Below are 15963 nucleotides of genomic sequence, written 5' to 3' on the forward strand. Positions count from 1 at the left end.
TATTGCTGGCGCGGAAAGCGTACTTTCCTTCACGCCACCGGCGTTTCCTGAATCTTCATACTGCGGCGGTTAGATCAACCCAGTACTTTATCGAGAAATACCCGGGTCCGTTCTTCGCGTGGCGTACCCAAGATCGAACTTGGTGCACCGTGCTTGACGATGACGCCGCCATCGGTGCAGTAGCCATGATCCGCCACTTCGCGAGCGAAGCCCATCTCGTAGGTGTCGAGAATGCAGGTCATGCCTTCTGCGGCGAGATCGCGAATGGTGACCAGATCCTCCTTCTTTGTTTCCGGATCGAGCGCGGCAGGACCTCGTCGAACAGCATTACCTTCGGATTCATGGTAAGTGTAGCTCTGCGGCCCTTTTGAATGGCGCTTGACGCCTATTTTGTTCGCGTAGCGCGCCGCCGCGGTTTCCATATGTCGGACAACGCGTTGACGGCGGCTTCGAGCGCCTTCCGGTCGACGACGTTGGGATCGAACCGCCCCGGGCCCCAGAGGCGCATATGTTCGTGGTCCGGATGGGCGGGGTCTCTGATGGCTTCGAGGTATTCGGCATAACCCGGCGCACCGCCTACGTCTTCCGGAGGACAACGACCGGCGGCCTCGAGCAAGAAGGGAAGTCCCTCCGTCGTGGTGTTCTCGAACCATTTTTCGAGCTTGATCACATGGTCCCAGCTGTCGCCGAAGTCATAGAGATAGTGGATCGTCTTGGCGCCGGTCTCGCGAACGATGTCGCAGAGGCGCGCTTTGCTCGCATCCATGGGCTGGTGGCCGTAATCGTTGTGGGGATCAGGAATTCCCCAATGAACATCGCCAGCGAAGAACTCGAAGAGGTGACCGTTCGTCCAGCCGAATGCCTCCTGAAGCGTCAGATGCAACCGATCAAGGCGCAAGGTGACGGGTACGACGAGGCGACGCATCACCGCCGGCTTCACATCCTTGAGGGTCACCTTGATCCGGACCGCGGTCGTGTTCAGGTTCATGCCGCCAGCCTCGGATCAAGTGTATGCATCGTATAGGTCGACGCCCAGGGAAGCAGTTCGTCCAACCGCGCCGCAGGCCAACCATTGACGAGCTTGGCGAGAACGTCAGCGAGCCAGTGCTCGGCACTGACGCCATTGAGCTTACAGGTCTCAATGAGCGAAGCCAGCAATGCCCAATTCTCGGCACCTTCGTCGCAACCGGCAAAAAGGGAGTTCTTGGCGTTGAGCTTGATCGGCCGCATCGCACGCTCGACAGCATTCGTGTCCAATTCGATGCGCCCGTCATCAAGGTAGAGCGCCAGGCCGTTCCAATGACGCAGCGCGTAACGCAAAGCCTTCGCCGTGTCGCTCTTCGGTGCAAGGTGATCAAGCTTGGCCTCAAACTGTCATTCGGCCTGCAATATTGACCCCCTAAGCCGGGGGATCGGCGTCCAAAATTGACCCCCTACAGATTGGTCTGTTGCGCTGCCTGCTTTGGAACGAAGCAGGTGGTGGGGGATGCTGATCGTGGAGACGATTGCCCGGATCCGGCGCGAGCACTTCATCAAGGGCAAGACGATCAAGGAGATCGCCCGTGACCTGAAGGTGTCGCGGAACACGGTCCGGAAGGTGCTGAGGTCGGGAGAGACCTCCTTCGAGTACGAGCGGCAGGTGCAGCCGCGGCCAAAGCTGGGCCGATGGGCAGTAGAGCTTGACGGATTGCTGGCGGCGAACGCGGCCAAACCGGCTCGTGAACAGCTGACGTTGATCCGGATCTTCGAAGAGCTGCGCCGCCGCGGCTACGACGGCGGTTACGATGCGGTGCGGCGTTACGCCAGGCGCTGGAGCAAGGAACGCGGGCAATCGACCGCAGCCGCTTATGTCCCGCTGAGTTTTGCCCCAGGCGAAGCTTACCAGTTCGACTGGAGCCACGAGGTGGTCTTGCTGAGCGGCACCACGGTGATGGTGAAGGCCGCCCATGTTCGGCTCTGTCACAGCCGCATGCTGTTCGTGCGGGCCTATCCGCGGGAGACGCAGGAGATGGTGTTCGACGCCCACGACCGTTCGTTCGCGCTGTTCAAAGGCACCTGCACCCGCGGCATCTATGACAACATGAAGACCGCCGTAGAGACGATCTTCGTCGGTAAAGGGCGTCTCTATAATCGCCGCTTCCTGCAGATGTGCAGCCACTATCTGGTCGATCCGGTCGCCTGCACGCCAGCGTCGGGCTGGGAGAAGGGGCAGGTCGAGAACCAGGTCGGGCTGGTCAGGGAACGCTTCTTCACGCCGCGGCTGCGGTTCAAAAACCTCGACGAGTTAAACGCCTGGCTGCTCGACAAATGCATCGCCTACGCCAAGGCTCATCGCCATCCGGAGCTGGTCGATCAGACGATCTGGGAAGTGTTCGAAGCCGAACGCCCCAAACTCGTTCCCTATGCTGGCCGCTTCGACGGCTTCCATGCGGTGACGGCATCGGTCTCGAAGACCTGCCTGGTGCGCTTCGACAACAACAAGTACTCGGTCGCAGCCAGCGCAGTCGGACGGCCGGTCGAGGTTCAAGCCTATGCCGATCGCATCGTGATCCGTCAGGATGGACGCATCGTTGCCGAGCACCCGCGATCCTTTGGCCGCGGCGATACCGTCTACGACCCCTGGCATTACGTGCCGGTGCTCGCCCGCAAACCCGGCGCCTTGCGCAACGGTGCTCCCTTCAAAGACTGGGTGCTGCCGGCCGCGATCGAGCGGATCCGGCGCAAACTTGCCAGCACGGACGATGGCAATCGGCAAATGATCGACATCCTCAACGCGGTGCTGACTGACGGTCTGCCCGCGGTGGAAGCGGCCTGTGCCGAAGCGCTCAGTCACAGCGTCCATTCCGCCGATGTCGTGCTCAATATCTTGGCCCGTCAACGTGAACCCGCCCCACCGGCCAACATCATGACGCCGGCCGCACTGACGCTCCGTCATGCGCCGATCGCCGATTGTGCCCGCTACGACAACCTCCGGAGGACCATCTGATGGAACGAACCCAAATCTTCGACCTCATGGGCGAACTCAAGCTCTACGGCATGAAGGCTGCCTTCGACGAGATCATGGCAACTGCCGTCAAGCGCCAGCACGAACCTCAGCGCATTGTCGGCGACCTGCTCAACGCCGAGATCAACGAGAAGCAAGCCAGGTCGATCAAATACCAGCTCACCATTGCCAAGCTGCCGTTGGCCAAGGACATCGCCGACTTCCAGTTCGACGGCACGCCGATCAATCAGACTCTCGTCAATGATCTCGCTGGCGGCGGCTTCATCGCCCAACAACGCAACGTCTTGCTGGTTGGCGGCACCGGCACAGGCAAGACCCACCTGGCCATTGCCATCGCCAGAAGCTGCATCCGATCCGGTGCCCGTGGCCGCTTCTTCAACGTCGTCGACCTCGTCAATCGCCTCGAGACCGAGACCCGCAACGGACGGCAAGGACGGCTCGCCGAGCATCTGACCCGGATGGACTTCATCGTGCTGGATGAACTCGGCTATTTGCCCTTCGCCCAGTCCGGTGGCCAGCTTCTCTTCCACCTCGTCAGCCGGCTCCATGAGCGCGCCTCCGTCATCGTGACCACCAATCTCGCCTTCGGCGAATGGCCGAGCGTGTTCGGCGACGCCAAAATGACCACCGCGCTGCTCGACCGATTGACCCATCACTGCGACATTGTCGAAACCGGCAACGATAGCTGGCGGTTCAAGAGCCGAGACGACGATCACGCCACCGCGCTCGTCTCGCCTCCGCTATCCCGGCCAGCTCCGACGAGACGAGCGCTACCAGCAAAGCCCGCCGCACGAAGGGGTCAAAATTGGACGCCGATGAGGGGTCAAATTTGCAGGCCGATTGACAGGCAAATCGCCGCTCTTCATGAAACCGCGGTATGATCTGCCGTGGCTGGCGCAATTCGCAGCAGAGATGGCGGCGCGCTGTTGGCCGGTCTTCGAGACGAAGGCTTGGGGATGCTCGGCTACCGAGGTCGACTGGCGGAAGCATGGCTTCGAGGGGTCGCGTCTCGGCTACCTGTTGAACGGTGCCGGCCTCTTCCACCATGCGCATCGCGCGGTCGACGATTGCCACGCTTTATTGGAAATCCTCTCGATCGACCTGCCGACAACAGGAGAGCCTGCTCTCGCGCTCCTGCTCGGGACCGCCCGCAAGCCGACGCTGCGGGTGTGGGCGGAGCAATCCCCGTTCGATCTCAAGGATTTACTCAAGAGGCGCGGCTATCGCGGGAGCGACGGCAGCGACGGTCGGTCCAAATCCTGGGTACATCGACGTCTGCGAGACAGCGTCCGAGGACGAGATCGCTTTCCTGAAGGCGATCCAGTCGCGCAGACCATTGATGCTGTGGAATCCGTCGGAAGCATAACATCGGATCGAGGGGAATGTGCTCTGCATCATCTGGGCCAGCGCGTGTCCCGGACCGAGGTCGAGCGCGCGGTCGACCCCTTGCTCCGCAAGAGCCTCCAGTGTCGTCTGCCCAGGCGATCAGGCGTGCGGCTTTGTAAGCGAGCTTGGTCGTTCCGGCGCCGAGAAGATGCTTTCTGTGCCATCGTCGGCGAGGAGGATTCGCTGAGACGAGACCGGCGCCTTTGTGCTCATCGAACAAGCGCAGTGAACAGCCCGACCAGCAGGCCTACGACCGTAACGAATAGACGGAACCCGGACTCAAGCAGCGAATCGAGTGTCGCCTGCTTCTGTTCGTAACTCTTCGTCAGTTGGGCGATCGGAAACGCGCTTTGGTAGGCATCGTTGAATCGACCGTAGATCACTTCACCGGCTACCCACACAGTGCCGAAGCGGCTGATCAAGTTCATGAACTTCCGCTTTTGCAGCAAATTCTGCCAAAGCGGTTCTGCTAAGCTGAAAGCGACCACCGAGATCGACAGCCAGAAGAGGATGGAAGCGCAAACTTCCAAAAGCCTCGCTGGCCATCTCAAAAGTGTTAGCGGCCACGATGCCCGCACAGATGCGTAAATGATGACTACTGCAACAAAGAGAGCCACCAGCGAAATTAAGGCTACAGCGAGCGGGTTACGCCAAGTCCTAGGATGCAACTCGGTCCGAACGTTCTCGAGATCGCTCCCTAGTCGTAAATTCACGTGCTGCAGCGAAAACAACTGCATGACCGGGACCTCGGCGAGGAGCATCAACTGGAAGAGGTCGTCGAGAATCGAGTCTTGCACCGTCTGCCCGGCCTTCGGCCTTGAGAACGGCATCTCCGCATGGATTTCGACCGTGCTCGCACGCGAGACCAGGATCACCCCATAGTCGTATTGTAGTAGATTGGCCTCGAACGCCTGTTCGACCTCGGAGGCCGCAATGGTTTGGTCCAAGAGGCGGTAGCGGTTGTTGATCGAAACGATCTCCTGCCCTGTTTTCCCCTCTTTGAGGTCGGCCGCATTTCTCGTGTCCGCGACGGAGGAAACGTACAAGAAAGGATAGGAGAAAGACGGGTCTTGTTCATCACCCTCTTGACTTGGTTCCTTGAAGTCGCGCGAAAGATCCGGATACTTCTCTTGAAATCTGGCCCAGTAGGCTCGGGCACGTTCCAAGACTTGCCTATAGGTCTCGTTCCATCGTCGCAGCTCGGGATGAACCGCAGGACGCTCGGGGGGCTCGGTGAATAAGGCCGGAGATTCTTCCCGGAACATCTGCAGGTAAAATTTTGCAAGGTCCGAGACCTGCTCAAAGGGGGTCGACCTGTGAGCCACCTTCAGACAGCCGAAAGCCGCAGCGGGGTCGGTCAGCTTGAAGAGGTCAACCGCTTGCAAAGCATCGCACGCATGGATTGACCCGATTTTCAGCCAGAAGGCGATCGTGCCGACGCCCGTCCCAGGGAAGAGTGAAACGATCGCCCTGAAGCGAGGATTCTCAATCGGAAATTTCCGCGGCTTTTTAGCCTCCTCTCTATCAGGCTTCTCTTCAAGCTCTTGTTTATAGAGGTCGAATTTTTCGATCGGCACCTCGATGCTGAACTGAGTGACCTCGCGCCAAGCCGGTTGCGCCTTGTAGATGTTGTCTCTAGCTTTGCCGAATGCCTTGACCCAGCTTGGTGTCGCCGCTTCGGGCGTCTGCTGGGGGGACGTCGCTGCCTTGGCCGTCTTTTTTTCAGACTTTACTCGCGTGAAGTGCTTCGTGCTCCCGCATCCCCCAAACTCATGAATATTGGGTTGGTACAAGAACGGCATAATCGCCGCCGCGTAGACTTCGCGGTACGGCGGGGGTGAGTCCTGTTCGGGCTCACCTGTCTGCGTCAAGCCTGCGCAGCCTTCCGTGACGCCACACGCCTGATATCGGCGGTCGCCAGGAAACCGGCGATCTCGCGCACGGGCAACTGCGCGACAGCCGACCGCTCGGCTGATGACAGCTGTGTGAATTCCGGCATTGCTCTGATTTCACGGGCGCAATCGTCGGGCGCCGTCAGCAGCAACTCCTTCGCTCTGGCGAGCACGCGCTCAAGTGGGCCGGTAGTCATGGCAAACGTCCCGTTTCAAAAGCCGTTCTCGCGACCGCCATTGGCGGGGTCGATCGGCGGAATGTAGATTGTCGTCGCGTAATTTACCCCATCCGCCGCCAGGCTCCAAGCGCAAAGCGGAACGGTCAGAAACAGCGGCTCCGCGCCGCTCTCATCGAGGTCGCAAAAAGTTATGCGGTGGTCGGCGGGATACTGCTCGAGCAGCCGCTCCATCAATGGTGCCAGCAATGCGGGAGCCAATGCCTGCTCGCCGTCTGCGGTGGGGATCCGAAAGCTGCCGATTTGCGCGACGAGGGTCGATCGCCACGGATTGATCGAGGCTGTGCCTTCGACCAAGGGATCGGCCGAGATGACCTGGAAGCCGGCCGGGCCGACCACAAGCGGCAATCGTGCGATGATGGAATCGACGAATGAGACACCTGGTACGACGTGCGTCCGCAGACCTCTTGCCGGTGCGCCGGCTATCATCAAACGAACGGGCTCGTCGAGATACATCGGATGCCCGTAGGTCAAATACGCGACCGGACGCTCCCTGGTCGCCTTTTCGAAAATATGGGCGGCGACATCTGCGTAAATCTTCGCTCGCTCTTTCCCTTTTTCGTAGAGGTGCTCGATGTTGACGAAATCAAGCCCGTTGCTTTCGAGAAACGACCGGAGATTGGGGCTTGGCAGCGTCGTATATGAGACCACCTGACGCAGGATCGAGAGCGCTTCCAAAGTGACGTCTCGCGCAGGCAGGATTCCGCATCCGATGAGGTAGAGATCGGCGGTCTTGATCGGCGGGTACTCCGGCGAAGGTGGACAGCTTTGCGACATCACAGGTCGTTTTTACCCCAGTTCCTTCACTATCCGCTACTCCTGCCCGGAGAAATCCGGAAATTGGGAAGCGAATTCCGCTTGCCCCATCCACCCGCTCTCCTCTGTCGCCTAGCCAGCACCAGAGTTCCGGCTCGCGCGTGCTGCCTTGCGCCCTTCCTTCGCCACCTTCGCGATCGCGACGTCGAAGTTGGTCCGCCCGCGGCGCTTGTGCGGCACCGGGGGATGATCAAGAGCGGCGATGTCGTAGCGCGGGTACTTCTCGATCTCGGCCGCTATCGTCTCGATCCAGCAGTCTCCGTAGTCGTTGCCCGCGTTCGAGTCCTTGGGACGGTGGCCGGTGATGAAGCCTTCGACCTCGCGGTCCATCTTGACGTGCCTCGCCACGCTCTTGAACAGATGGCGCCAGCCGTGGTTGGGCTTCACGTCGTAGGGTATGTTGATTCCGGGACCGTGAACCCATTCGCCGATCCGCTCCGCGAGCTTGTGGAATTGAGGATGCCCTGACCGTTCCGCCGCGACGACGTTCCGGATCGTAGAACAGAGGCTTCTTGAGCTTGGCGCGGGTCGCCACTTACCTCGGTCGAGTTCGCCGCCCGGGCAGCCCCGTCACGCAGGCGGGCCCATTGAGCCTCGATGGCCACGTTGACGGCGCCGATCTTGATGTTGGCCCTGGCGTTCGTCCTTGGTCCCCAGAGTGGCCCAGAGCTCGGTCTTGCCGACCAGGGGCACCTTCTTGCGGATCCAGTAGTTCTCGGAGGTCGGTCGCTTGATCGGCTTGGGCATCTTGAAATTCGACATGGTGGAGCACCTCGGTGTGGGACCGGCCGTACAAGAACCCCTGAAAATGAAGGTTAGGCTTGTAAACAAGGGGTCCGCGACCCCGAAAGGGGGTGAGTCCCACTCTCTCTGCCAGATCGTATTGAAATCACTTATATTTTTTTGAAGTTTTGTTACAAACCACGGCTTGCCCACCGGAAGACCGAATCCTCTCGCATTTTTAACTGGGAAAGAAGGCGCGTTCCGGCGGGACCCTATTTGTTCACGTCACCTCTCGTGTCTGGGCAGCAGCCCACCACATTTTGTTGATATTCCGCTCGATTTGGGGGTGATAATGGCTCTACTCAACTTGCATCGCGCATTCACTGACGCGGCGACCGAGAACGACTATCTCGCCCGGCTCACGGTACCGGAGCCGCGCGAGGGAAAGCTCCGCAAGGCACGTGACGAGATCCGAGAGACGCTTAAGGCTGGATTTTCGGATTGGCAACGCTTCGCGGATCGTAGTTTGGTTATGGAAACGACTGCCGTTCGGAAGGGCGCGACCGAACCTCGATTGCGTCTGAAGTTCCGTATGCAGGGTAGTGCCTCGCCCGCGTATCGCACGCTCAATGATCCGGCACATCCGCCGCAGCAGATTGATTACGACGATGGCGTTTACCTTCCGGTCTCGTTTCTCGCCAAGACGGGAAACCCCGTGATCGCGGCCGCAGGTTACTACCGGTTGGTCGAGACGGTCCTTGCGCCGCTCTGCGAAAAACGAAAATGGACGTTGGATAGACGAGCCAAAAAATGCGTCCGCGTCGTCCTCGACAGCAAAGCTTACATCGACCTTCCGCTGTACGCGATCCCGGATCAGGAGTTCGTTCGGCTGGCCGAGGACGCCGCATTGACCAAGCGGGCTGACAGCGCGCTGTTTCTTGATGCAGAGACGCTCGATGACGAGATATACGAGCGCCTCAATCAGGACGAACTCCGGCTCGCTCTTCGGGAAGGCAAGTGGATCGAATCCGACCCTCGTCTGCTCGAAGATTGGTTTAAGCAGGCGGTGGCCGACCTCGGACCGCAAGTTCGACGCGTCAATCACCTCGTCGGCGCGGGGCGAGATTTCAGCCTGAATTTTCCGGGTGGTAGTTTTCCCGAAAGTGCTTTACGGCACCCTCAATTTGAACCCAGTCGTGTTTCGATTTCTCAAAAACCGATATGCCGGGAGCTGGGTACTTTGGATTTGCCATCGCGCCGACTGCAACACCGATCATCGAAGGCAAGCTGGTGACTTTCCAATAGACCGTTGATCCGCACTGCGGACAAAAATAGTTATGCATTTCCCCGCCGCTTGCAGCGGCATGTGCGAACTCTTTTGAAGTTCCTGAGACGGTAACAACCTCCGCGGGGTAATATGCTCCCACGCCGAACGGCGCACCTGTTCGACGTTGACAGTCGATGCAGTGACAAGCAACGACTATCTTGGACGGTTCTTCCGGGAGCGAGAGCATGACTGCACCACAGTTGCACCTTGCGTAGACCATAGTAATTCCCCATCGTCGTCCGAGACTCACTGCAAAGCACTAGGCTAGCAGATTAGTTGCGCGAGGAGAGTGCGAAAGCGACGGCCCAGGCCGCGCGCGTTCTCGATGAGACCGCCGACAAGATAACTTTGTCCGGCGACTACGTCCGATCGGACAGCGGTTCGCCGGTGCTGGATTCGGATGGCCGGGTGATCGGACTTATGATCGAAGCGACCAACCAGCCGGGCAGCGCGACGCAAGGCATCGCAATTCCGGTGACGCGCTTCGCATCGATCCTCAGCGGTCCGACCGCGTCACCGATCGCGCGAAAAGCCATTCCGAGCATGGCCGAGCTCGGCGGAACCAGGCCGACGAGCACGGCCGTAGATGCTATCGAAATCGCGGTTTCAGGGTGCGTCTTTCTCGGAAAACGTTCGGCTCGGCTCGCCAAAAATACGCCCGACATGCCTTTCGGATTGAGTACTCTGCAGATACTCCTCGACGCAGATAAGCGTGGATTCTTGATGGGCACGAGGCTTTCCCCGGATATCGCAGTCAACCTCCGATCCGATTGTCCGGTCGTCGAGTCTGGATCCGCCTACTACTCGCCCGCGCGCGTCCAATTGAAGCCCGGAGACCGGGTGACACTCTCCGAGATATTGCCGTTGAACTACCTCGACGACGTGTTCTTCTGGGCGCGAGTAACCGCTCGGGGGAGCAACAGTGGTTCGAACGACAGTAACGCGGGCATCGACCCAAGTGCGGCCCCAGCGGACGCCGGCTCGCTTCAAATCGGCGAACGTGATGTCTGCGGCAGCGCTTTACTTGGCCTCCTTACCGTCATCGGTCAGCGCCACGCAGGCGTTTGCCCAAGACCGTGGCCGATGCACGAACTCGGGTAGGAACGCCGCAGCGCAGCACTCGCCGTCATGGCCGCTATCCGCACGTCACGGCGCGCGAGTTTGCCGAATATGTCGCGCGAAGATTATAAACATCCCAGTACGTCGGGACTGGTATTTTTCGTAGTGGGCGGCGAGGCATATGTATGTACCGGCCAGCGAGGAGGGCCGTTGGGTGAGAGGACTGCCTATGAAGAACCTTTCATGTAGAGATCGCAGGACCGGCCAAAATACCGGCCAATCGAAACGTTAAAGGTCTAAAATATGCTTTAAAGTCAATGCCTTGAATGAAAGTTCCAGCGGTCACGAAAGCGCAATCGGAGATCGGCCAATAAATGGGCCAAATTCGGTTGTAATTTGGAAATTCATGCGTAAAATCAGCTAGTTAATTTGCGATAAGATCGGCCAATGGCGATAGAAACACCCCAGCGCATTGAGCCGGCGCGGCTTGAGGAAACGTCCGAGGCCATCGCGGATGTGGTTGCCGACCTGTCGGCAGCCTCGGCCAGGCTCGGTGTCGGGCTTCATCAGCGCACAGCTGCGAACCTTGCCAACTTGGTGCGGCTGATGAACACCTACTACAGCAACCTCATCGAGGGCCATAACACGCGGCCAAAGGACATTGCTCGCGCGCTCGAGGGGGAGCTTGACCAAGACGAGGGCCGTCGCAACCTTCAGCTGGAGGCCGCGGCACATGTACGCGTGCAGACGGAGATCGATCGCCTTACCGCCGACAGCGAGCTCGGTGAGCCGGCCTCAGTGGAGTTTATCAAGTGGTTGCATCGTGAATTCTATCGAGGGGCGCCGGGCGATATGCTCCAAATCCGCGGCAACGACACGACCTTTATGATGGTGCCCGGCGAATGGCGGTCGAAGCCTGAGCATGATGTTGCGATAGGCCGTCACGTTCCGCCATCTAGCGAGCGTGTTGACGACTTTATGCGCTATTTCGAGCAACGCTACGCCTTCAGGCCGCTGAAAACAGCCGGCCGAATCATGGCGATCCCTGCGGCGCATCACCGCTTCAACTACATCCATCCGTTTCCTGACGGAAACGGCCGCGTTAGCCGCTTGATGAGCCACGCTATGGCCCAGCTGGCCGGCATCGGTTCACACGGGTTATGGTCGATTTCGCGCGGCCTCGCCCGAGGCCTCAAATCGCCGAGCGAGTACAAGCGCATGATGGATATGGCGGACTCGTCACGACAGGGAGACCTCGACGGACGGGGCAATCTTTCGCTGAAGGCGCTCAACGAGTTTGTTCTATGGTTTCTCCAGGTCTGTCTTGATCAGGTGAAGTTCATGGACGGGCTGTTTGAGCTTGATAACCTAGGCTCGCGCTTAAACACCTATGTCGAACGCAGCGACACGCTCAAGCCAGAAGCAAAGCGCCTCCTCGAAGAGGCGCTGGTTCGCGGGCAGTTCGAGCGTGGTGACGTCGCCCGGATAACGGGTTTGCCTGAGCGCACCGCGCGTCGCGTGCTTGCTGACGTGCTTGCCGACGGCGTGCTCGGATCAGACACGCCCAAGGGCGCGGTATCGCTCCGCTTTCCGGTTGAGGCCTTGGATGTGCTGTTTCCGCGATTGTTCCCGGAAACGTGATTGCGGGAGTGAGTGGTAGGAGACTCGTTACGCCCCTGAGCGCGCCCAGACACCCGTAATGCCGCGGGAGCGCAGGAAACATGTCGCGCGCCATGGAAAACTGCCCCCTCACAGCGACATCGACATTCCGGTTCGGGTGGATCAGCCAGCAAGGGCGAGAGTCGTCGTCACGTATCGTTATCAGGTGCTCCTGCTTTCCAAATTGCTGAAATCCCAGATTGAACAAGACGCGCAACCTGTTCGGCCGCGCGCCTTGGCTATGCAAGTTTTCGCCAGTCGGAAATCGCCGGCATGTGATGACGTGCCAATTCGTGACCAAATAGAAACGTCCGTTTCGGCTCCAAATAAAACCCATGGCAATGTCCAGGCTCTCTTCATTGAAGAGCTGTTCGAGCGGCACGACAGCCAGCGAGTAACGATCAATTCGGGTCATCGGAACCTCGGTGAATTAGCTTGCGTGACGGATTCCTCATGACACTATCTTAGGGTGCGGGCGTGCGATCCATCAGCCCGCTCGGGAACAAAATCCAGCGTGTTTCGACCTACCTGCTTGATGAATTTAGCAGCTAACCTGCTGATTTTGCTTGGCAAGCATGCTAAGTATTGCAGGCTGTCAGAAATCACTATCTATTTCTGACAGATAGGAGGAGGGGCATGCAGACCGTAGCTGAGCGCATTCTGGAATATGCCCGAACATTGCCCGAAGGCGCCTTGATTGGTGCTAAGGATGCTTTGCATTTGGGGAGCCGTGCAGCGGTCGATCAAGCTCTGAAAAGGCTTTCTGAGCGCAACGAGCTGATGCGCCTTGCTCATGGGTTCTACGTCCTGCCGGTCAAAACCCGGTTCGGTGTACGCGCACCGCAAGCGGAGAAAGTCGTCCAAGCGCTCGCTGCCACGCGTGCCGAAACAATCGTCCCGCACGGGGCAGCAGCTGCAAACGCACTTGGTCTTACGACCCAGGTGCCAACGAAACTCGTCTATCTGACGTCTGGTCCTGACCGGGAGCTTAAGCTCGGCGCACAAACCGTTGAGGTGAAGCATGCGCCAGAATGGATGCTGTTTCCGGCAAAGCCGGCTGCCGGGCAAGCCATTCGCGCCTTGGAATGGCTCGGCAAACGGCAAGCGAACGATGCGCTGCGGGTCCTTAAGCAGAAATTGTCGGCGGAAACGTTGCAAGACCTCATCGCCGTGCGCCCCGCTCTGCCTGCGTGGATGTCAAAATCGATCAGCCAATCGCTGCTAAGCTATGGCTGAATCCTTTCTGACGTTTTCTGCCGAAGATCGGCTTGAGGCACTTGGCGTTGCTGCCACCGCCTCAGCCGACCCATTCATTTGCTTGAAAAAGATAGTTGGGTCGTATGGGCCTTGCAGGGCCTGTTTGAAACGAAGCTCGGCGAACATCTCGTTTTCAAGGGCGGCACCTCGCTCTCAAAAGGTTATGGCATCATCCAGCGCTTCTCCGAAGATATCGATCTCACCTACGACGTTCGTCAGATCATTCCCGAACTCGCCAAAGGCGATCACCCGATACCCGAGACACGCGCCCAAGCCGACAAATGGACGAAGGCTGCGCGCGAAAAGTTAGTCGTGTGGGTCAAAGATGAAGCCCTGCCGGTTCTACAGCAACATGCCGCGGCGACGGGTGTGAATGTAAAATTCCGCGTCGATGCGGATGTGATCTATATCGACTATCACCAAGTCTCCGAAGGTTCCGAATATGTAGCGCCGTCCGTCAAACTCGAATTCGGTGCTCGATCAACCGGCGAGCCGGCCGAGATACGCCAGGTCACATGCGACGCAGCATCTTATCTGCCGGAATTATCGTTTTCGGCAGCGGCGCCCAAGATCATGCTGCCTCAGCGCACCTTCTGGGAGAAAGCCACCGCCGTCCACGTCCTTTGCGCCCAAGGCATCAAAGGCGATCGCATCTCCCGCCATTGGCATGACCTTGTGAAGCTTGATGATGCTGGCTATGCCAAGGCTGCATTCGACGATCAGGATCTCGCAAACGAAGTCGCCGACTGGAAAAGCAAATTCTTTCGCACAAAAGATCGGGACGGCAACGTGATTGACTATCATGCCGCCGTTTCCGGCAAACTCCAGCTCGTCCCTGACGGTGAAATGCGCAAAGAACTTGAGGCCGACTATCAGAAGATGGTCGATGCCGGTTTGCTTCTCGGCGACGCCATGCCTTTTGCCGGTCTGATGATGCGCTGCGCAGATTTGCAGAAGCGTGCCAACGAGCGACATTGATGCGCCGCCGCCCTGTCCATCGTCGGCTATGTTCATTCAATCGCCTTTCGCATGATCACATCGAGAACCCCCTCAAGCTGGCAAGATCTTCAGGAACAGTCCGCACGCATCTTGGCGGAATGCGGGTTTGCCGTCGAAATCGAAAAAAAGGTGAAGCTTGTTCGTGGCCAAGCGGAAATCGACGTCTATGCCGAGGAAACTCTGAAAGGACGAAAATACATCATCCTTTGTGGGTGCAAGCATTGGAGGGCCGCCGTTCCCCAAACCGTGGTTCATTCCTTTCGCAGCGTGATGACGGATGTCGGCGCCCACAAGGGCTACATCATCTCGAGTTCGGGCTTTCAGTCGGGAGCCCGCGATGCCGCGCAGATGACAAATGTCGAGTTGGTCACCTGGGATCAGTTTCAGAACGCGTTCGAGCCGAGTTGGCTCGAAAATTGTTTCACTCCGGTGATCACAGCGAAGCTCGATCCGCTGATGGGCTTTTCCGAGCCGTTCCTGCCGCCCTCGTTTCCCCATTGGCCTGAGGCCGATCAAAACGAATATCTTCAATTGAAGGATGAGCTCGATCCCCTCGGCTGGTTCGCGATGTCGATGGCTACTTATTCGAGGATTCTCCGCCATAGCAGTTATCCACCGCTGCCGCTCAAGAATATTCCCGATCCCACCGAGAAGTATAAGGGGCTTCCCACGGATATCATGAGCGCCGTGGGTTATCGCGATCTTCTCGACGCCACACTTCACCATGGAGAAGCGGCGATTGCGAAATTCCGCGCGGTCAGAGATCGCAACAAGTAAGCCAGCATTGAACCATCTGTCGAACAGTTGAAGCAGTGTCGGTCTCCGACTGATCAGACCGACTTCAGCTTAGCGACACGCATGTAGCGGGTATAGCTGCGGGTACCCGCTGGTTGCGAGTTCGAGTTTGTGACAAGCGAAGGAACGACGGTAAAGGCGGGTGCGGGCAATAGCTTGAGCAATCGCCTTGCAGTCTTCAATGAAGATTTCATCGACCTGAATCTGCAATGGTCGGCTGGTCGGGCCAAACCCGTCTTCTACATCGGCCGAGAACAGGCCGAGTTAGCCGCCGAGCTTGCAAAGAAGGAGGCAGCGCTACCGGTTGCCAACGAACGCAAGATCGCGGCAGAAGCGCTCTTTCGCGCAAAGGAGCAACAGCTAGCAAACTTCAAGCGTGCGCATGCTCGTACAGTCTCAACAGAGCTGCGGCAGGGAAGCCGATCGCGGTTCTTGCAGAACACGGTCGCGTCCCACACCGAATCGTCCGCAGACAAGCCGACGAACCAGCGAAACAGCAGGTTGTAGTCAAGCTGCTCCATCATGCCGTTCCGACCGCACCGTGTAGAACGCCTGCAGCAACAGCGCTCGCAACAGCCGCTCCGGAGGGATCGATGGCCGTCCTTCGCGGGCATACAGCCGATCAAACGACCGCGACAAATCCTTCAGCGCCGCATCAACGAGTTCCCGGATCGCTCGCAGCGGATGGTCCGCCGGGATCCGGGTCTCCAGCCGCACGTAGCTAAAAAGGCGTTCCGCATGCTCATCTTCGCCGCGCATCCCGTTCCTCAATCGAAAGGAATCAACCGCATGCACAGAATCACACTCCAG

General features: G+C 58.7%; 14 protein-coding genes and 7 pseudogenes. 11 read left to right on the forward strand and 10 right to left on the reverse strand.

Annotation, left to right across the window (positions count from 1 at the left end; genetic code table 11):
• Window positions 1–74: 74 nt before the first annotated feature.
• The 3 genes and pseudogenes from XH90_RS37820 to XH90_RS37830 all read right to left on the reverse strand — a co-directional run.
• The gene (locus XH90_RS37820; protein ID WP_371746379.1) at window positions 75–422 is read right to left on the reverse strand and encodes a hypothetical protein; all 348 of its coding nucleotides are present in this window, start codon (window positions 420–422) and stop codon (window positions 75–77) included.
• Window positions 386–988, reverse strand: coding sequence for a plasmid pRiA4b ORF-3 family protein (locus XH90_RS37825; protein WP_128929609.1), 603 nt, complete (start codon window positions 986–988; stop codon window positions 386–388). The genes XH90_RS37820 and XH90_RS37825 overlap by 37 nt, the downstream gene beginning before the upstream one ends.
• Window positions 985–1371 (reverse strand): annotated as a pseudogene (locus tag XH90_RS37830) (transposase); the annotation flags it as partial. The gene XH90_RS37825 and the pseudogene XH90_RS37830, both read right to left, overlap by 4 nt.
• Before the next feature lie 115 nt (window positions 1372–1486).
• Between XH90_RS37830 and istA the strand changes: the two are divergent.
• The 3 pseudogenes from istA to XH90_RS39510 all read left to right on the forward strand — a co-directional run.
• Window positions 1487–2977 (forward strand): annotated as a pseudogene (gene istA / locus XH90_RS37835) (IS21 family transposase); the annotation flags it as partial.
• Window positions 2978–2985: 8 nt separating this feature from the next.
• Window positions 2986–3708: pseudogene (gene istB / locus XH90_RS37840) on the forward strand (IS21-like element helper ATPase IstB); the annotation flags it as partial.
• Between the two features lie 211 nt (window positions 3709–3919).
• Window positions 3920–4319, forward strand: a pseudogene (locus tag XH90_RS39510) (hypothetical protein); the annotation flags it as partial.
• Between the two features lie 280 nt (window positions 4320–4599).
• Here the strand turns inward: XH90_RS39510 and XH90_RS37845 are convergent.
• The 5 genes from XH90_RS37845 to XH90_RS37865 form a co-directional block, all read right to left on the reverse strand.
• A complete protein-coding gene (locus tag XH90_RS37845) occupies window positions 4600–6261 on the reverse strand; it encodes a hypothetical protein (protein ID WP_128929607.1) in 1662 nt (553 codons plus the stop codon).
• Window positions 6258–6479 (reverse strand): hypothetical protein, encoded by a 222-nt coding sequence (locus XH90_RS37850; RefSeq protein ID WP_128929606.1) that lies wholly within the window; start codon window positions 6477–6479, stop codon window positions 6258–6260. The genes XH90_RS37845 and XH90_RS37850 overlap by 4 nt, the downstream gene beginning before the upstream one ends.
• A 15-nt stretch (window positions 6480–6494) precedes the next feature.
• Window positions 6495–7295, reverse strand: a complete 801-nt coding sequence (locus tag XH90_RS37855) for an SAM-dependent methyltransferase (protein ID WP_194408521.1) — start codon at window positions 7293–7295, stop codon at window positions 6495–6497.
• A 111-nt stretch (window positions 7296–7406) separates the two neighbouring features.
• Window positions 7407–7664 carry a hypothetical protein gene (locus XH90_RS37860; protein WP_128929604.1) on the reverse strand — a complete coding sequence of 86 codons (258 nt, stop codon included), beginning with the start codon at window positions 7662–7664 and terminating at the stop codon, window positions 7407–7409.
• 240 nt (window positions 7665–7904) lie between these two features.
• Window positions 7905–8096 (reverse strand): hypothetical protein, encoded by a 192-nt coding sequence (locus XH90_RS37865; protein ID WP_128929603.1) that lies wholly within the window; start codon window positions 8094–8096, stop codon window positions 7905–7907.
• Window positions 8097–8409: 313 nt separating this feature from the next.
• On the opposite strand from XH90_RS37865, the pseudogene XH90_RS39730 reads away from it, so the two are divergent.
• A pseudogene (locus tag XH90_RS39730) lies at window positions 8410–9132 on the forward strand (CBASS cGAMP synthase); the annotation flags it as partial.
• A 52-nt stretch (window positions 9133–9184) separates the two neighbouring features.
• On the opposite strand, the gene XH90_RS37875 reads toward XH90_RS39730, so the two are convergent.
• On the reverse strand, window positions 9185–9604 hold the full coding sequence (locus XH90_RS37875; RefSeq protein ID WP_128929601.1) for a GFA family protein: 420 nt from the start codon (window positions 9602–9604) through the stop codon (window positions 9185–9187).
• A 56-nt stretch (window positions 9605–9660) separates the two neighbouring features.
• Between XH90_RS37875 and XH90_RS37880 the strand changes: the two genes are divergently transcribed.
• The 7 genes and pseudogenes from XH90_RS37880 (at window position 9661) to XH90_RS37910 (ending at window position 15660) form a co-directional block, all read left to right on the forward strand.
• Window positions 9661–10485: a hypothetical protein gene (locus tag XH90_RS37880; RefSeq protein WP_128929600.1), complete on the forward strand. Its 825-nt coding sequence runs from the start codon at window positions 9661–9663 to the stop codon at window positions 10483–10485.
• 405 nt (window positions 10486–10890) lie between these two features.
• Complete coding sequence (locus tag XH90_RS37885) at window positions 10891–12084, forward strand: Fic family protein (RefSeq protein ID WP_128929599.1); 1194 nt, start codon at window positions 10891–10893, stop codon at window positions 12082–12084.
• A 58-nt stretch (window positions 12085–12142) separates the two neighbouring features.
• The gene (locus XH90_RS37890) at window positions 12143–12559 is read left to right on the forward strand and encodes a hypothetical protein (protein ID WP_128929598.1); all 417 of its coding nucleotides are present in this window, start codon (window positions 12143–12145) and stop codon (window positions 12557–12559) included.
• 179 nt (window positions 12560–12738) lie between these two features.
• Complete coding sequence (locus XH90_RS37895) at window positions 12739–13338, forward strand: DUF6088 family protein (RefSeq protein WP_128955174.1); 600 nt, start codon at window positions 12739–12741, stop codon at window positions 13336–13338.
• Window positions 13331–14337: pseudogene (locus XH90_RS37900) on the forward strand (nucleotidyl transferase AbiEii/AbiGii toxin family protein). The gene XH90_RS37895 and the pseudogene XH90_RS37900 overlap by 8 nt, the downstream one beginning before the upstream one ends.
• Window positions 14338–14388: 51 nt before the next feature.
• Window positions 14389–15135: a restriction endonuclease gene (locus tag XH90_RS37905; protein WP_128929596.1), complete on the forward strand. Its 747-nt coding sequence runs from the start codon at window positions 14389–14391 to the stop codon at window positions 15133–15135.
• A 129-nt stretch (window positions 15136–15264) separates the two neighbouring features.
• Window positions 15265–15660 carry an AAA family ATPase gene (locus XH90_RS37910; RefSeq protein ID WP_164935606.1) on the forward strand — a complete coding sequence of 132 codons (396 nt, stop codon included), beginning with the start codon at window positions 15265–15267 and terminating at the stop codon, window positions 15658–15660.
• Here XH90_RS37910 and XH90_RS37915 read toward each other — a convergent pair.
• Window positions 15570–15912 (reverse strand): annotated as a pseudogene (locus tag XH90_RS37915) (transposase); the annotation flags it as partial. The gene XH90_RS37910 and the pseudogene XH90_RS37915 sit on opposite strands and share 91 nt — an antisense overlap.
• Between the last annotated feature and the right edge of the window lie 51 nt (window positions 15913–15963).

This window comes from Bradyrhizobium sp. CCBAU 53338, from assembly GCF_015291665.1.
Taxonomy (GTDB): domain Bacteria; phylum Pseudomonadota; class Alphaproteobacteria; order Rhizobiales; family Xanthobacteraceae; genus Bradyrhizobium.